Origin of the sequence: Kitasatospora sp. NPDC058492 (assembly GCF_042720685.1) — a bacterium.
Classification (GTDB): domain Bacteria; phylum Actinomycetota; class Actinomycetes; order Streptomycetales; family Streptomycetaceae; genus Kitasatospora.
Map to the genome: position 1 here is coordinate 1 of NZ_JBHXMU010000076.1, position 15,925 is coordinate 15,925.

Annotated in this window: 9 protein-coding genes and 1 pseudogene; all 10 read right to left on the reverse strand. The window is 73.6% G+C overall.

What is annotated here, in order from left to right; genetic code table 11:
- A partial coding sequence (locus ACFWPI_RS34260) for a thiamine pyrophosphate-binding protein (RefSeq protein ID WP_380377638.1) occupies window positions 1–224 on the reverse strand: 224 nt, incomplete at its 3' end.
- Window positions 225–557: 333 nt separating this feature from the next.
- Window positions 558–3,491: a putative bifunctional diguanylate cyclase/phosphodiesterase gene (locus ACFWPI_RS34265; RefSeq protein WP_380377640.1), complete on the reverse strand. Its 2,934-nt coding sequence runs from the start codon at window positions 3,489–3,491 to the stop codon at window positions 558–560.
- 533 nt (window positions 3,492–4,024) lie between these two features.
- Complete coding sequence (locus ACFWPI_RS34270; RefSeq protein ID WP_380377637.1) at window positions 4,025–7,066, reverse strand: helix-turn-helix transcriptional regulator; 3,042 nt, start codon at window positions 7,064–7,066, stop codon at window positions 4,025–4,027.
- A gap of 134 nt (window positions 7,067–7,200) precedes the next feature.
- Window positions 7,201–7,359 carry a hypothetical protein gene (locus tag ACFWPI_RS34275; RefSeq protein WP_159398431.1) on the reverse strand — a complete coding sequence of 53 codons (159 nt, stop codon included), beginning with the start codon at window positions 7,357–7,359 and terminating at the stop codon, window positions 7,201–7,203.
- Between the two features lie 257 nt (window positions 7,360–7,616).
- The gene (gatB, locus tag ACFWPI_RS34280) at window positions 7,617–9,128 is read right to left on the reverse strand and encodes an Asp-tRNA(Asn)/Glu-tRNA(Gln) amidotransferase subunit GatB (RefSeq protein ID WP_380377634.1); all 1,512 of its coding nucleotides are present in this window, start codon (window positions 9,126–9,128) and stop codon (window positions 7,617–7,619) included.
- Window positions 9,129–9,205: 77 nt separating this feature from the next.
- The gene (locus tag ACFWPI_RS34285; RefSeq protein WP_350884604.1) at window positions 9,206–9,481 is read right to left on the reverse strand and encodes a hypothetical protein; all 276 of its coding nucleotides are present in this window, start codon (window positions 9,479–9,481) and stop codon (window positions 9,206–9,208) included.
- Window positions 9,478–10,971, reverse strand: a complete 1,494-nt coding sequence (gene gatA, locus ACFWPI_RS34290) for an Asp-tRNA(Asn)/Glu-tRNA(Gln) amidotransferase subunit GatA (RefSeq protein WP_063347731.1) — start codon at window positions 10,969–10,971, stop codon at window positions 9,478–9,480. The genes ACFWPI_RS34285 and gatA overlap by 4 nt, the downstream gene beginning before the upstream one ends.
- A gap of 5 nt (window positions 10,972–10,976) precedes the next feature.
- Window positions 10,977–11,273 carry an Asp-tRNA(Asn)/Glu-tRNA(Gln) amidotransferase subunit GatC gene (gene gatC / locus ACFWPI_RS34295; protein WP_030057414.1) on the reverse strand — a complete coding sequence of 99 codons (297 nt, stop codon included), beginning with the start codon at window positions 11,271–11,273 and terminating at the stop codon, window positions 10,977–10,979.
- Between the two features lie 496 nt (window positions 11,274–11,769).
- A pseudogene (locus ACFWPI_RS34300) lies at window positions 11,770–13,257 on the reverse strand (putative bifunctional diguanylate cyclase/phosphodiesterase); the annotation flags it as partial.
- Between the two features lie 358 nt (window positions 13,258–13,615).
- On the reverse strand, window positions 13,616–15,910 hold the full coding sequence (ligA, locus tag ACFWPI_RS34305; protein WP_380377639.1) for an NAD-dependent DNA ligase LigA: 2,295 nt from the start codon (window positions 15,908–15,910) through the stop codon (window positions 13,616–13,618).
- Between the last annotated feature and the right edge of the window lie 15 nt (window positions 15,911–15,925).

A 15,925-nucleotide genomic window follows, 5' to 3' on the forward strand; every position in this document is an offset into this window, starting at 1 on the left:
TCGTGGCGGACCAGGATGTGGCGCACCTTGGCCGAGTCCATCAGCGGGTCGTACGCGGGAAGGATGGCCCCGCCCGGGATGCCGAAGACGGTGTCGGCGCCCACGGCCTCCAGCGAGCGGATGAGCGACTGGGCGCCGGTCATGGTTTCGACGACGTGCTGGGGAGCGGGAGCGTGGGCGGCCGTGGTGTCCCCGCGGCGGGGGGATGCGGCGTGCTCAGTCATCTGCCTGTCTCTTCTCGGAATGTGCCGGCCCGGTGGTTTCGGGCCCCGGTGGTGCGAGGGTGGGGTCCCGGTTTCGGGCCGATCGCCGGCTCTGCCTCAATCGTCCCGCTTCCTCCCCGCGAATCGGGGCGGATCGGGCGGTCGGGGCCAGGGGTCTTGCGGTGGTGGAACAGCGTCAGTGCAACAAAAAACCCCTCGTGCCAAGGGCATGCGAGGGGTGGCGCGTCGGTCTGTCACAAGCGGGGGGTGTGAACCCGCTCAGCCGACGCGCCCGCCAAGTACGAGAATTCGGGTGCGCATGGCAACGACCCTCCTCCTGTCCGGGGGCACGTGTCAAGCAGGTGGGATGACCGTCTCGCCATGCGGACCTGGCCCTGGACCGGTCACCGCGCGGCGTTCGGGCAGGTCGGGGGCACCGTGGTGATGCACGACACGCCCCCCGCCGCCCTCCCCGCGGCCACCCGTCCGGGCCTCCGCGGCCAGGTACGCGCGCCGGGCCGAGACCGAGCCGAGCGGTCTGGGCAGCGGGTAGCCTCGGCGCACCAGCGCCCGGCGCAGCCGGGTCTCGTCCAGCGGCGGCGCGAAGGCCGAACCCTGGCCCTGCCGGCAGCCCAGCTCCTGGAGCGCGGCGACCTGGCGGGGCAGGTCCACCCCCTCGGCGCCGGTGACCAGGCCGAGGTCGTGGCCGAGCCGCAGGGCGTGCCCGGCGAGCGTGCGGCTGAGCGCGGACTCCCCGAGGTCCTGCACCAGCGTGCGGTCCAGCTTGAGGCCGTCCAGGGGCAGCCGGGCCAGCTCGCCGAGCGAACCGCTGCCGGCGCCGTAGCCGGCCAGCACGGTGGTGACCCCGAGCCGGCGCAACGCGGCCAGCCGGCGGCCGAGTTCGTCGGCGAGCGAGTCCGGGCCCATCCGGGCCACCTCGATCACCAGCTCGCCGGCCGGCAGCCGGCTGTCGCGCAGCGCCGCGGCCACCGTCTCGTACAGGCCGGGCGAGCACAGCCGCTCGGTGGAGAGCCGGACGGCGACCGGGACGGGCGCGGGGCCGCTGCGGCTGCGGCCGGACTGGCCGCGCCGGTTGGCCGCGGCCGTCACCGCCTCCTGGACCAGCCAGCGGGAGAACCGGGTGGCCGCGTCGCCGTGGTCGGCCGAGCGCAGGAACTCGGCCGGGGTGAGCAGCAGGCCGCCCGCCGAACGCCAGCGGGCCTGCGCCTCGACGCCGGTCACCGCGCCGCTGCCGAGGTCCACCACGGGCTGGTGGAGCAGGGTGAAGCCGCCCTCCCGGACGGCGGCCCGCAGCCGCTCCTCCAGTTCGGTGCGGCGCTCCAGATCGGCCCGCATCGCGGGGTTGTAGAGCACCACCCGGCCCTTGCCCTCGGACTTGGCCCGGTACATCGCGAGGTCGGCGTTGCGCATCAGCTCGTCGGTGGCCGCCCTCGGGTCGGCGGCCGGGCCGCGTTCGGGGGTGCCGAAGGCGATGCCGATGCTGGCGGCGACACCGAGTTCGGCGCCGCCGATCCAGTACGGCTCGGAGAGCGCGATCCGCAGCCGCTCGGCGAGCTCCTGGACCTGGAGCCGGCCGAGCGGGCCGCAGACCAGCGCGGCGAACTCGTCGCCGCCGAACCGGGCGACGGTGTCCCCGCAGCGGACGGCCCCCTGGAGCCGGCGGGCCGCCTGCACCAGCAGTTCGTCGCCCACCTGGTGGCCGGCCGTGTCGTTGACCGCCTTGAAGCCGTCCAGGTCGAGGAAGAGCACCGCGACCCCGGCGCCGCCCTCGCCCTGCTGGCCGCGGGCGCCGAGGGCGGCCCGCAGCCGCTGGGCGAACAGCGCCCGGTTGGGCAGGTCGGTGAGCGGGTCGTGGAAGGCGTTGTGCTGCAACTGGGCCTGGAGTATCACGCGTTCGGTCACGTCCCGGCTGTTGAGGATCAGGCCGTCACGGTGCCGGCTGACCGTCGACTCGACGTGCAGCCACTCGCCGCCGCCGGAGCTGATCCGGCACTCCACCCGGGCGGACGGCTCGGCGGTGCCCGGGGAGCGGTGGGCGGTGAGCCGGACCCTCGCCAGGTAGCGGCGGACCTCGGCGAGCACCCGGTCCACGTCCTCCGGGTGGACCAGGTCCAGCAGGTTGCCGCCGACCAGTTCCTCCGGGTCCCGCCCGTAGACGCCGAGTGCGGCCGGGGAGACGTAGGAGAGCACGCCGTTGGCGCCGGCGATCATGATGACGTCGCTGGAGCCCTGCACCAGGGAGCGGAAGTGCGCCTCCTTGTGGGCGAGTTCCTGGGCGAGCGAGAGGTTGTCGAGCAGCATCACGCCCTGGCGCAGGATGAGCGCCAGGCCGACGGTGCAGGCCGCCGCGGCCACCACCCGGTCCAATTCCCGCCCGCCGAGGGCGTTGTAGAGGATCCCGGCGGTGCACACCGCGGCGGCCGCGTACGGGGTGAGCGCGCTGAAGGTGGTGGCCACCCGGCGGCGCGGCAGGCCTCCGGCCGAGGGGTGCTCGCGCAGCGGGCGGCGCCAGCGCGGCGACCACGGCGCCCAGGCCAGCAGCAGGCTGCCGGAGAACCATCCGGCGTCCAGCAGTTCGCCCGATCGGTAGCTGCTGCGCAGCTCCGGGGAGGTGAACAGGGCGTCGCACAGGACGGTGACGGCCAGCGCCACCATCGCGGTGTGCACGGCCGCCCGATTGCCGTCCCGGCCGCCGAAGCGCAGCCCGACGACCAGGCTGACCAGCAGGATGTCCAGCACCGGGTAGGCCAGGTTGAGGGCCAGCCGCAGTGGCGAGCCGACCTCGCCGGCGGCGATCCGGCCGAGCGCCAGGCTCCAGCTGAGGGTGAACAGCGAGCCGGCGATCAGCCAGCCGTCGAGCAGCAGGCAGAGCCAGCCGGCGGCCGAGCGCGGGCGCTGGGCGAGCACCAGGACACCGGTGATGGCGAGCGGGGAGAACAGCAGGAAGGCGTACTCGGCGAGCGAGTCCTGCGGCAGCGGGCTGCGGGCGACCAGTTCGTACCAGCCCCAGGTGCCGTTGCCGCAGGCCACCATGAGCGAGGAGAGGCCGAACAGCAGCCAGGCCGGGCGGGCGCGCCCGCCGGCTGTGCAGCCGTACACCAGGCAGGACAGCGCGGCCGCGAGCGCCGCCGCGGCCAGGCCGAAGTCGCCCATGAAGATGGAGAGTTGGAAGGATCCCCAGCCGGTGGCGGCGCCCAGGGCGTAGGCCAGGCAGAGCGCGCCGAGGACGAGGCCGGGCAGCGTCCGGCTCTCCCGGAGCCGGTTCAGCGGGCCGCGCCGGCCGGGGGCGGGCGGGCCGGCTGCGGCTGCGCCGGGCGCGGACGTGTCGGGCTCGGACGCGTCGGCGGGTGGCACGCCCGGCCGTCCGGCCCCGGGCAGCACCGTATCGGTGGAGCTCACTCGGCCTCTCCCCCTCCGGCCCGGGGCCTGGCGCCCCGGCCACGGGCCACCGGCCGCGCGCCTCTCGGTCGTACGCGGTGGCCTGGCGCCCCGTCAGGACGGAGGCCCAGGGGGTGGGCGGCCTTCCGGTCACCACACCGCACCGATGTTCCCGATCGGGACCCTACACCAAATCCGTCACTCAATGACACATGCACTCAACTTAGAGTAATGGCGAGGGGGTGGGGAAATGCACCCGATTCCGGCGGATCGGCCCGGTTGGCGGCGGCGCGCGACCAGGGGCTCACGCGGCGCGCACGGGAGCACGCGACGGCGCCCGGCCCCGAGCCGCCCGGACCGGAGACGGTCAGGAGGCCCGGCGCCGGGCGCTCGGGTCAGCGGGAGGCCCGGGGGGACAGGGCCTACGCCGGATCGTCCGGGAACAGCCGCAGCCGGTGCGCCAGCGCTGCCGCCTCACCCCGGCCGGTGACCGCGAGCTTGCCCAGGATGTTGGAAACGTGCACGCTCGCGGTCTTCGGAGAGATGTACAACTCCTCCGCGATCTGCCGGTTGCTCCAGCCGCGCGCCAGCAACCGGAGCACGTCCCGCTCACGGGGGGTGAGGCCGAAGGACTCCCCGGCGGGCGGGGTCGCGGCCGGCCCGGCGGCCGGGCGCGCGGCCGCCGCCGGGGTCAGCGTCAGCCCGGCCCGGTCGGCCAGGCCCGCGACCTCCGCCAGCAGCGGACGGTCGCCCCGGACGGTGGCCAGCTCCCGCGCCTCGCGCAGCAGTTCGGCCCCGGCCTCGCGCCGCCCGGCCAGCACCTCGGCCTCGCCGGCCCGCAGCAGGGCGACCGCCAGCGGGTACGGCAGCCCGGTCGGCCGCAGCGCGGCGACCGCGGCGGCCCACTGCTCCGGGGTGTCGGCGGCCTCGGCGCGGGCCAGTTCGCCCTCCAGCAGCCGGGCCCAGCCGTGGTGCATCGGCGCCCGCGGCCGCAGCCGGGCCGCCCGCGCGGCGATCGCGGCCAGTGCCTCGGCCCGGCCCGCCGCGGCCTCCGGCAGGCCCCGGCTGTCCGCCTCCACCGTGGCGGCCTCGACCAGCAGCGGGTACACGTCGGACTCGTGGCCGAGCCGCCCCTCCTCCGCCAGCGCGGTGAGCAGTTCCTCCCGGGCCTCCAGCGGCCGACCGGCGAGCGCGGCGATCCGCACCGCCAGCCGGCTGATCGGCACGCTGTGCTGGAGCTGGCCGACCCGGTTGGCCGACCGGGCCTGCGCCAGCATGGTCGCCGCGCCGGCCAGGTCCCCGCGCAGCAGCGCGAGGTCGCCGCGCATCCGGTCCAGGAACTCGGCGTGGGTGCCGGTCAGGCTGGTCAGCTCGCAGGCGTCGAGTACCTCGGCGGCCTCCCGGATCCGCCCCAGGTCGGTCAGCGCCTCGGCCAGGTTGCCGGTCAGGATGGTGCCGATGTTGCGCAGCAGGCCGTTGCCGTCCGCGTAGACCAGGCCCTCGCGGGCCAGCACCACCGCCTCCTCGGCCCGGCCCACCCCGCGCTGCATGCTGGCCAGGTTGTTGACGCCGCGCAGCAGCAGGTCGGGCACGCCCAGCCGGCGGGCCGCCTCGACCGCCCCGGCCAGTTCGGCCAGCCCGCCGTCGGCGTCGCCGTGCACGTCGTAGCGCAGGCCGCCGAGCGTCATCCGGGCGTGCACCTCGACGGAGTGCGCGCCGACCTCCTGGGCGATCCGGATCGCCCGCTCGGCCAGCTCGATGTGCTCGGGGCCGGGCTTCTTGAGCATCGCCACCCCGGCGCCGAGCGCGAACACCTCGGCCTGGACGGCGGACGGCGGCAGGTGGTCGACCAGCCGGTGCGCGTGCAGGATCTCCTCGTCGTCGCCGGAGCGGCGCAGATTGCCCAGCATCCGGGCCCGGTTGATCCGGAACCAGGCCGCGCGCACCGGGTGCACCGCCTCGTCGACCAGCCGCAGCCCCCGCCTGGCGAGGCTCAGGCCGCGCTCGCGGTCGCCGCAGCGCCGGGCCGCGACCACCGCCTCGGCCAGCACGTCGACCAGCTGGATCCGGTCGCAGTCCCCGTCGGCGGTGCTGTGGTCGCAGGAGCCCGGCGGGTAGGTCTCGGCCCAGTCGTACGGGCGCAGGGTGTGCGCCAGCACCTCCTCGGAGACCATGTCCCACAGTTCCAGGGCCCGTTCCAGCATGCCCAGTTGCTCGGCGAAGGCGTTGCGGCGGCGGGCCGCCCGGGCGGCGTCCAGGGCGGTCGGCAGGGCGCGGGCCGGGTCGTGCGCGTGGTACCAGTAGTTGGCCAGCCGGGCGGGCAGGGCGTCGCAGGAGACCAGCTGCGGCTGCGCCTCCACCGCGAGTGCGAACTTGCGGTTGATCCGGTGCCGTTCACCGGGCAGCAGGTCGTCCGAGACCGCCTCGCGGACCAGCGCGTGCCGGAAGCGGTAGCCCTCGCCCTCGCCGTCCGGGCGCAGGATGTTGGCGCCGACGGCCGCCCGCAGCGCCTCGATCAGCGCCTCCTCGTCGTCGTCCAGGACGGCCGCCAGCAGGGCGTGCTCGACGTGCGAGCCGCCCTCGGCGGCGATCCGCACCACCCGCTGGGCCTCCTCGACCAGGCTCTCCACCCGGACCAGCAGGATGTCGCGCAGCGAGTCGGTGAGCCCTGCGCCGCAGCCGTCCTCGAAGGCGGTGGCCAGCTCCTCGACGAAGAACGGGTTCCCCTCGGAGCGGCGGTGGATGCGGTCCACCAGCTTCCGGTCGGGGTCGGCGGTGCCGAGGATGCCGGCCAGCTGGGCGGCGACCTCGCCGCGGCCGAACCGTTCCAGCTCCAGCCGCTGGACGGTGCGCAGCCGTTCGAGCTCGGCCAGGAAGGGGCGCAGCGGGTGGCGGCGGTGCAGGTCGTCGGAGCGGTAGGTGGCGACCAGCAGCACCCGGGACCGGTGCAGGGTGCGGACCAGGAAGGCGAGCAGTTCGCGGGTGGAGCGGTCGGACCAGTGCAGGTCCTCGACGGCGAACACGAGGGTACGCTCCGCGCCGAGCCGCTCGAACAGCCTCGCGGTGTGCTCGAACAGCCGGGCCCGGCCGTACTCGTCGTTGGGTTCGCCGTCGGCCTCGCCGAACTCGGGCAGCAGCCGGGCCAGGTGCCCCTCGCTGCCGACCGCCGCGGCCTCCAGCTCGGCGCCCAGCGAGCGGTGCAGCCGGCGCAGCGCGGCGGCCAGCGGGGCGTACGGCAGGCCCTCGGCGCCGATCTCCAGGCAGCCGCCGAGCGTGGTGACCGCTCCCCCGGCGGCGGCCCGCTCCAGGAACTCCTCCAGCAGCCGGGTCTTGCCGACGCCCGCCTCGCCGCCGATCAGCACGGCCTGCGGGCTGCCGGAGCCGGCCCGGCGCAGCGCGTCGGTCAGTTCGGTGATCTCGCTGCCGCGGCCGACGAAGACGGGACTCACCGATATCTGCTGCATGGAGGCGAGCATGCCATAGCCGGAGGTGGCGGGCCGAGGGGTTATCTCCCCTGGCGAACGCCCGGAGGGGGAGGCGCTCCCCTGCTGCGCCTCCCCCTCCGAAACTCCCTCGGCACCGTCGTGGTGCCGGTCCGTCAGCATTCGCGCTGGCGCGCGGGGCGCCGCTGGAAGCGGGCGGCCACCGGACGCTGCCGCAGGCGGCGCCCCTCCTTGGCCTCCCGGACCAGGCGCTCGTGCTCGGCGCGGACGGCCAGCTCGTGGGCGTGCTGCTGGATGAGCTCGTACTCGATCACTTCGGTTCCCCCTGTGGGTTTCACTGCGTTTCGCTGTCGAGTAAGACTTTCCTCTCCCAGCGGGGGGTGCCGCATCGGAAGCCCTACCGATCTTCCGGGCCCCAGGTGCCTTAGATCGGGGCCCCGGGAACGACAAAGGCCCGGTCTTACCTCGATTTAGAGGTGAGACCGGGCCTTAGGCCTTACTTAGAGGGCCTTAGATGCCTTAGGCGCCTTAGGAAGCTCAGGCGGAGACGCCCAGCTTCCCCGGGCTGCGCCTACTGCCCCTCGACGGCGAGCCGCTCCAGGATCAGGTCCTTGACGCGGGCCGCGTCGGCCTGGCCGCGGGTGGCCTTCATGACCGCACCGACCAGCGCGCCGACCGCGGCGACCTTGCCGTCGCGGATCTTGGCGGCGATCGCCTCGTTCTCGGCGATGGCCTGGTCGACGGCCGCACCGAGCGCGGAGTCGTCCGAGACGACGGCCAGGCCGCGCTTCTCGACGACCTCGTCCGGCTCGCCCTCGCCGGCCAGCACGGCCTCGATGACCTGGCGGGCCAGCTTGTCGTTCAGCTTGCCCTCGGCGACCAGCGCGGTGACCCGGGCGACCTGCGCCGGGGTGATCGGCTGCTCGCTCAGCTCGGTGCCGGTCTCGTTGGCCCGGCGGGCCAGCTCGCCCATCCACCACTTGCGGGCCTGGTCGGCCGGGGCGCCGGCGGCGATGGTCTCCTGGATCGGCTCGACGGCGCCGGCGTTCAGCACCGACTGCATGTCCTTGTCGGACAGGCCCCACTCGGCCTGCAGCCGGGCCCGGCGTACCCGCGGCAGCTCGGGCAGGCCTGCGCGCAGCTCCTCGACCCAGGCGCGGGCGGGGGCGATCGGCACCAGGTCCGGCTCGGGGAAGTAGCGGTAGTCCTCGGCGTTGTCCTTGATCCGGCCCGAGGTGGTGCTGCCGTCCTCCTCGTGGAAGTGCCGGGTCTCCTGGATGATCGTGCCGCCGTCGGTCAGCACGGTGGCGTGCCGCTGGATCTCGAACCGGGCGGCCCGCTCCACGCTGCGCAGCGAGTTGACGTTCTTGGTCTCCGAACGGGTGCCGAAGGTCTCGGTGCCGTTGGGGCGCAGCGACAGGTTGACGTCGCAGCGCATCTGGCCCTTGTCCATCCGCGCCTCGGAGACGCCCAGCGCCTTGATCAGCTCGCGCAGCTCGGCGACGTACGCCTTGGCGACCTCGGGGGCGCGCACGCCGGCGCCGGTGATCGGCTTGGTGACGATCTCGATCAGCGGGATGCCGGCCCGGTTGTAGTCGAGCAGCGAGTGGGTGGCGCCGTGGATGCGGCCGGTGGCGCCACCGACGTGGCTGGACTTGCCGGTGTCCTCCTCCATGTGGGCGCGCTCGATCTCCACGCGGAAGGTCGAGCCGTCCTCCAGCTGCACGTCGAGGTAGCCGTTGAAGGCGATCGGCTCGTCGTACTGCGAGGTCTGGAAGTTCTTGGGCATGTCCGGGTAGAAGTAGTTCTTCCGCGCGAACCGGCACCACTCGGCGATCTCGCAGTTCAGCGCCAGGCCGATCTTGACGGCCGACTCCACGCCGATCGCGTTGACCACCGGCAGCGAGCCGGGCAGGCCCAGGCAGGTCGGGCAGGTCTGGCTGTTCGGCTCGGCACCCAGCTCGGTCGAGCAACCGCAGAACATCTTGGTCTTGGTGCCCAGTTCGACGTGGACCTCAAGGCCCATCACCGGGTCGTACGACGCGAGAGCGTCCTCGTAGGAGACCAGGTTCATGACGCTCACAGCGTCCCCTTCACTAAAAGACTTGGGAGGTACGGGCCCGGCCGCCGCTCGCGCGGGGCCGGGCCGGGGCGCTCAGCTCAGCCCAGCAGGACGTCGTCGGAGCCGAGCTGGCGCAGCTCGCGCACCAGCAGGGCGGTACCGGTGATCAGCGCGGCGGCGCCGACCAGGGCGTTGACCAGCTTGAGGGTGTCGCTCTCCTCGCGGGCCTTGCGGACGTCCTTGACGACCGAGACCGCGCCGAAGGCGCTGGTGCCGATGGACAGCCAGAGGCCCGGCTTGCTGTGCTTGAAGCCCTTCAGGGACGACGGGGCCTTGAGGGACGACGGGGCCTTGGCCTTCTCGATCTTGCTCACAGTGCCGGTGCCTCCTCCAGCAGGGTGTGCCCCCACTTGTCGTTGAGTGCGGCCTCGACGGCGCCGCCCACCCGGTACAGGCGGTCGTCCGCCATCGCGGGTGCGATGATCTGCAGGCCGACCGGGAGATTGTCCTCCGGGGCCAGACCGCAGGGCAGCGACATGGCCGCGTTGCCCGCGAGGTTCGACGGAATCGTGCAGAGGTCGGCCAGGTACATCGCCATCGGGTCGTCGGCGCGCTCGCCGATCGGGAAGGCGGTGGTCGGCGTGGTCGGCGAGACCAGCACGTCCACGCCCGCGAAGGCGGCGTCGAAGTCGCGCGAGATGAGCGTGCGGACCTTCTGGGCCGAGCCGTAGTAGGCGTCGTAGTAGCCCGAGGAGAGGGCGTAGGTGCCGAGGATGATGCGGCGCTTGACCTCGGGGCCGAAGCCGGCCTCGCGGGTCAGGGCGGTGACGTCCTCGGCCGAGCGGGAGCCGTCGTCGCCGACCCGCAGGCCGTAGCGCATCGCGTCGAAGCGGGCCAGATTGGACGAGGCCTCGCTGGGCGCGATCAGGTAGTACGCCGGCAGCGCCAGGGTGAAGGACGGGCAGGAGACCTCGACGACCTCGGCGCCCAGCTCGCGCAGCAGCTCCACCGACTCGTTGAAGCGCTCCATCACGCCGGCCTGGTAGCCCTCGCCGGCGAACTCCTTGACCACGCCGATCCGCATGCCGCGCACGTCGCGCAGCTTGGCGGCCTCGACCACGGCCGGGACGGGCGCGTCGATCGAGGTGGAGTCCAGCGGGTCGTACCCGGCGATGGCCTCGTGCAGCAGCGCCGCGTCCAGCACGGTGCGGGCGCACGGGCCGCCCTGGTCCAGCGAGGACGAGAAGGCGACCAGGCCGTAGCGGGAGACCGAGCCGTAGGTCGGCTTGACGCCGACGGTGCCGGTGACGGCGCCGGGCTGGCGGATCGAGCCGCCGGTGTCGGTGCCGATCGCCAGCGGGGCCTCGAAGGCGGCCAGCGCGGCGGCCGAGCCGCCGCCGGAGCCGCCGGGGATGCGGGAGAGGTCCCACGGGTTGCCGGTCGTGCCGTAGGCGGAGTTCTCGGTGGAGGAGCCCATCGCGAACTCGTCCATGTTGGTCTTGCCGAGGATGACCACGCCGGCGTCCTTGAGACGGGTGGTCAGCGTGGCGTCGTACGGCGGGATCCAGCCTTCGAGGATCTTGGAGCCGCAGGTGGTCGGCACGCCCTTGGTGGTGAAGACGTCCTTCAGCGCGAGCGGGACGCCGGCCAGCGGGCCCAGCTCCTCGCCCTTGGCGCGCTTCTCGTCGACGGCCTTGGCGGCGTTCAGCGCGCCCTCGGTGTCGACGTGCAGGAAGGCGTTGACCTTCTTGTCGACGGCGCCGATGCGGTCCAGGTGCGCCTGCGCCACCTCGACGGCGGACACCTCGCCCTTGGCGATGGCGGAAGCCGTCTCAGCGGCGGTGTACTTGATCAACTCGGTCATCTCGGTCAGTCCTCCCCGAGGATCTGGGGCACGCGGAAACGCTGCTCCTCGGCGGCGGGGGCGCCGGACAGCGCCTGCTCCGGGGTGAGCGACGGCCGCACCTCGTCCGCGCGCATCACGTTGGTCAGCGGGAGCGGGTGGGAGGTCGGCGGGACGTCCTGTCCGGCGACCTCGGAAACGCGGGCGACCGCGCCGATGATCACGTCGAGCTGCTCGGCGAAGTGGTCCAGCTCTTCGGGCTTCAGCTCAAGACGCGACAGCCGGGCGAGGTGGGCGACCTCCTCGCGCGTGATGCCAGGCATGCAGCGATCCTCAGGGTGAGTTCTGGTGAGGCCCGGCGCCGCGCGCAGGCGGTGCCGGGCCCGGGCAGGAGCAACCGGTCCGGTGCTCCGTCCTCGTGGTCTTTGGACCCCATCCTATGGGGCCCGGCCCGGCCACCGGCCAACGAGTAAGCGTGTGCGCCCGTCACTGCGGCCTGGTGCGGGCCCAACTCTGCGTGCCCGGCGCCTTGATCTCGATCTGCGCGGCCGACACGGGCTGGGGCGCGGGCGCGGCCTGGACCGTCTGAACGGCCTGCACAGCCTGCGGGAGCGTCGGGGGCAGCACGGGGGGCAGCACCGGCGGGAGGGTCGACGGCAGCACCGGCGCGATGGCCTGCTGGACCACCGGCTGGACGGCCGGCGGCAGCACCGGCTGGACCGGCAGGCCCTGGCCCCCCTGCACCGCGTGGAGCGCCGACGGCAGCCGGCCCGGCGGGGGGACCAGCCGCTCCACCGGCGGGGCGCCGGTACGGTGCACCCGCAGCCAGGCGGTGGCCTGCTCGGCCGGCAGCGCGGCCGACACCAGCCAGCCCTGGACGGCGTCCACGCCCATGCAGTGCAGCCGCTCCCAGGTCTCGTCGTCCTCGACGCCCTCGGCGACCACGGTCAGGCCCAGCGAGTGGGCGAGCTCCACCGAGCAGCGCACCACCGCCGCGTCGTGGTCGTCGATGACCATCCGGGAGACGAAGGAGCGGTCGATCTTCAGCTCGCCGACCGGCAGGCTGCGCAGCCGCACCAGCGAGGAGTGGCCGGTGCCGAAGTCGTCCAGGGACATCCCGACGCCGTAGCCGCGCAGTTCGGCGAGGGTGTCGGCGGCCCGGCGGGAGTCGTCCAGCAGCAGCCGTTCGGTGATCTCCAGCTGGAGCGCGTGGGCCGGCACCTGGTGGCGGACGAGGTGGCCGGCGACGCGCTGGGCGAAGCCGGGGTTGAGCACGTCGCGCGGGGAGACGTTGACCGCGACCTGCACCTGGAGGCCCTGCTCCCGCCAGTAGGCGAGCTGCCCGACGGCGGCCTCCAGCACGTAGTCGGTGAGCCGGGGCATCAGGCCGCTGGACTCGGCGAGCCCGACGAACTCGTCCGGCGAGACCCGGCCCTGGCCGGGGCGCTCCCAGCGCAGCAGCGCCTCCAGGCCGACCACCCGGCCGTCGAAGGCCACCTTGGGCTGGTAGTGCAGCTGCACCTCGCCGGTCTCCAGGGCCCGCCGCAGGTCGCCGAGCAGCCCTATCCGGTACGGCGTGTCGGCGTCCTGGGTCTCGTCGTACTGCGCGACGCCGCTGCAACCGCGCTGGGCGTGGCCCATCGCCACGTCGGCGCGGCGCAGCAGCGCCTCGGCGTCCTGGGCGTGCTGCGGGTAGACGCAGACGCCGGCGCTGGCCTCCAGCACGAGCAGCAGCCCGTCCAGCCGGATCGGCGCGGCGAGTTCGGCGATCAGCGCCTTGGCAACCCGCTCCAGGCTGTCCGGGCAGTTGATGCCGGGCAGCAGCACGGCGAACTCGTCGCCGCCCATCCGGGCCACCATCGGGCGGCCGCGCCGGTAGTTCCGGGGCAGGCCGGCGAAGACGTCGTCGATGGACTCCCGGGTGGCGCTGCCGGCCGGGCCTCCGGAGCGCAGCGCGCGGTGCAGCCGACGGGCGATGTGCACCAGCAGCCGGTCGCCGGCGGTGTGACCGAGGGTGTCGTTGAGCGATCGGAAACGATCGAGATCGAGCAGGATGAGACCGACGCTGTAACCTTCCGCACGCTCCGCGATCGCCTCCTGGGCAGCCATCAACAGGGCCTGACGGTTGGGCAGATCCGTCAGCGGGTCGGTCAGCTGGTCACGGGCGCGGTCGCGGGCGATCCGCCAGGCGGCGACCAGCACCGCCAGCGGCACCGCGAACAGCGGCAGCAGTTCGGGCTCGTACCGGTAGACCAGGACGGCCAGCGGGATGAGCGGCGCGGCACCGGCCAGCAGCACGCCGAGCAGCAGGACCGCACCTGCCACCCCCTGCGGCGGGCGTGTGGGCGCACCGCCGGTCGTACGATCCATAAGCCCTGTCCTCCGTCGGGCCCGCCCCGTCAGGCCGCCTTACGGTGAGGCACCGTGCCGGTACCGACAGCTGCCGGGCATGGAGCGACCCCGCGGAGCACCGGCTCAGCCGGTGCCCCCACCCCTGCTGACACTCTGTTGCGCTCCAGGGTATGCCGGGGTCCACCCGGTGGGCAGACTTTCGGACAACCGGAAACGCGCCACCGCGCCCGGGTGTCGCACAGTGACACAATGCCCGCTTTCACGGTGCGACACCCGGTGACGTTGCATCAGGACGATAACAAGACGGGTTCGGTCACGCTCCGCTCGGGTCGGCCTCCGGGGCGGCCTCGGCGGGGGCCTTCCCGACCTCGGGCAGGCCGAGGTGGGCGCGGGCCGCGGCCGCTCCGTCGGCGAGCAGCACGGCGAAGCCGGCGTCGTCCAGGACCGGCAGCCCGAGCTGAACGGCCTTGTCGTACTTGGACCCTGGGTTGTCACCGGCCACGACAAAATCTGTCTTCTTCGATACCGAACCGGTCACCTTCGCGCCGCGCGAGGTCAGCGCCTCCTTGGCCCCGTCCCGGGTGTGCCCGGCCAGGGTGCCGGTGACCACGACGGTCAGGCCCTCCAGCGGGCGCTCCGCCTCCTCCTCGTCGGCGGGCTCCTCGGTGAAGCGGACGCCGGCCGCGCGCCACTTCTCCAGGATCCCCCGGTGCCACTCCTCCTGGTACCACTCGACGACGGAACGGGCGATGATCGGCCCGACCCCCTCGACGGCGGCCAGGTCCTCCTCGGTGGCCGAGAAGATCCGGTCGAGGTCCCGGAACTCCCGCGCCAGCTCCTGCGCCGCGACCGGCCCGACGTGCCGGATCGAGAGGCCGTTGAGGAACCGCCACAGCGGACGTTCCTTCACCCTCTCCAGATTCTCCAGCAGCACGCCCGCCGTCTTCTTGGGCTCGCCCTTCTGGTTCGCGAAGAAGGTGGCCTTCTTCTCCTTGCCGGTGCGGTCGTCCAGCTTGGGCATGCCCGTCTTCTGGTCGCGGACCAGCACCTCGATCGGCAGCAACTGCTCCATCGTCAGGCCGAAGATGTCGCCCTCGTCCCGCACCGGCGCCTCGGCCGGCTCCAGCGGCTGGGTCAGCGCGGTCGCCGCGACATAGCCCAGGCCCTCGATGTCCAGCGAGGAACGGCCGCCCAGGAAGGCGATCCGCTCGCGGATCTGCGCCGGGCAGAACTGCGCGTTGGGGCAGCGCAGATCGATGTCCCCCTCGGACATCGGGCGCAGCTCGGCCCCGCACTCGTGGCAGTGCGAGGGCATCACGAACTCCTGCTCGGTGCCGTCCCGCAGGCTCTCCACCGGGCCGAGGATCTCCGGGATGACGTCGCCGGCCTTGCGCAGCACGATGGTGTCGCCGAGCAGCACGCCCTTGGCCTTGACGACCTGCTGGTTGTGCAGCGTCGCGTACTGCACCATCGAGCCGGCCACCTTCACCGGCTCGGCCAGCACCGCGTACGGGGTGGCCCGGCCGGTGCGGCCGATGCCGACCTTGATCGCGGCCAGCCTGCCGGTGACCTCCTCCGGCGGGTACTTCCAGGCGATCGCCCAGCGCGGCGACTTGGAGGTGGAACCGAGCCGCCCTTGCAGGGCGATCTCGTCCACCTTGACCACGACGCCGTCGATCTCGTGCTCGACCGAGTGCCGCTGCTCGCCGAAGTGCCCGATGAACGCCCGCACCTCGTCGAGCGTCCCGACCACCTTGTTGTGCCGGGCCGTCGGCAGGCCCCACGCGCGCAGCAGGTCGTAGGCGTGCGACTGGCAGTCGATGTCGAAGCCGACCCGGGCGCCGATGCCGTGCACCACCATGTGCAGCGGACGGGACGCGGTGACCAGCGGGTCCTTCTGGCGCAGCGAACCGGCGGCGGCGTTGCGCGGGTTGGCGAACAGGTGGAGCAGCGCCTGCGGACGCCTGCCCTCCTTGGCGCGCTCCTCGTTCTCCGCCCGGCGGCGCTCGTTCTCCGCCGCCAGCGAGGCGTTCAGTTCCTCGAAGGCCTCGGTGGGCAGGTAGACCTCGCCGCGGATCTCGACCAGCTCGGGCAGGTCGTCGCCGGTGAGCTGCTGCGGGATCTCCTTGATGGTGCGGACGTTGGCGGTGATGTCCTCGCCGACCCGGCCGGTGCCCCGGGTCGCGGCCAGGACCAACTGGCCGCGCTCGTAGGTGAGGTTGACGGCCAGGCCGTCCACCTTGAGCTCGCACAGGTAGTGGTAGTCGATGCCGTCCAGCTCGCGGGCGACCCGGTCCGCCCAGGCCGCCAGCTCCTCGTCGTCCATGGCGTTGTCGAGGCTGAGCAGCCGCTCGCGGTGCTCGACCTTGGTGAAGCCCTCCGCGACGTCGCCGCCGACCTCCTGCGTCGGCGAGTCCGGCGTCACCAGGGCCGGGTGCGCGGCCTCGACCGCCTCCAGCTCGCGCATCAGGACGTCGAACTCGGCGTCGCTGACGACCGGGGCGTCCTGCACGTAGTACCGGGCGCGGTGCTCGGTGATCTCCACGACCAGCTCGGCGTGCCGCCTGCGCACCTCCGCAGGGACGTCCTCCCAGCCCTCGACAGCCACCACCGCAAGCCCTCC

Excerpts from the sequence above, each read along its gene's own strand:
- ACFWPI_RS34270 (WP_380377637.1), bottom strand. The coding sequence starts at position 7,066 with ATGCAGCAGATATCGGTGAGTCCCGTCTTCGTCGGCCGCGGCAGCGAG.
- gatA (WP_063347731.1), bottom strand. The coding sequence starts at position 10,971 with ATGACCGAGTTGATCAAGTACACCGCCGCTGAGACGGCTTCCGCCATC.
- gatC (WP_030057414.1), bottom strand. The coding sequence starts at position 11,273 with ATGCCTGGCATCACGCGCGAGGAGGTCGCCCACCTCGCCCGGCTGTCG.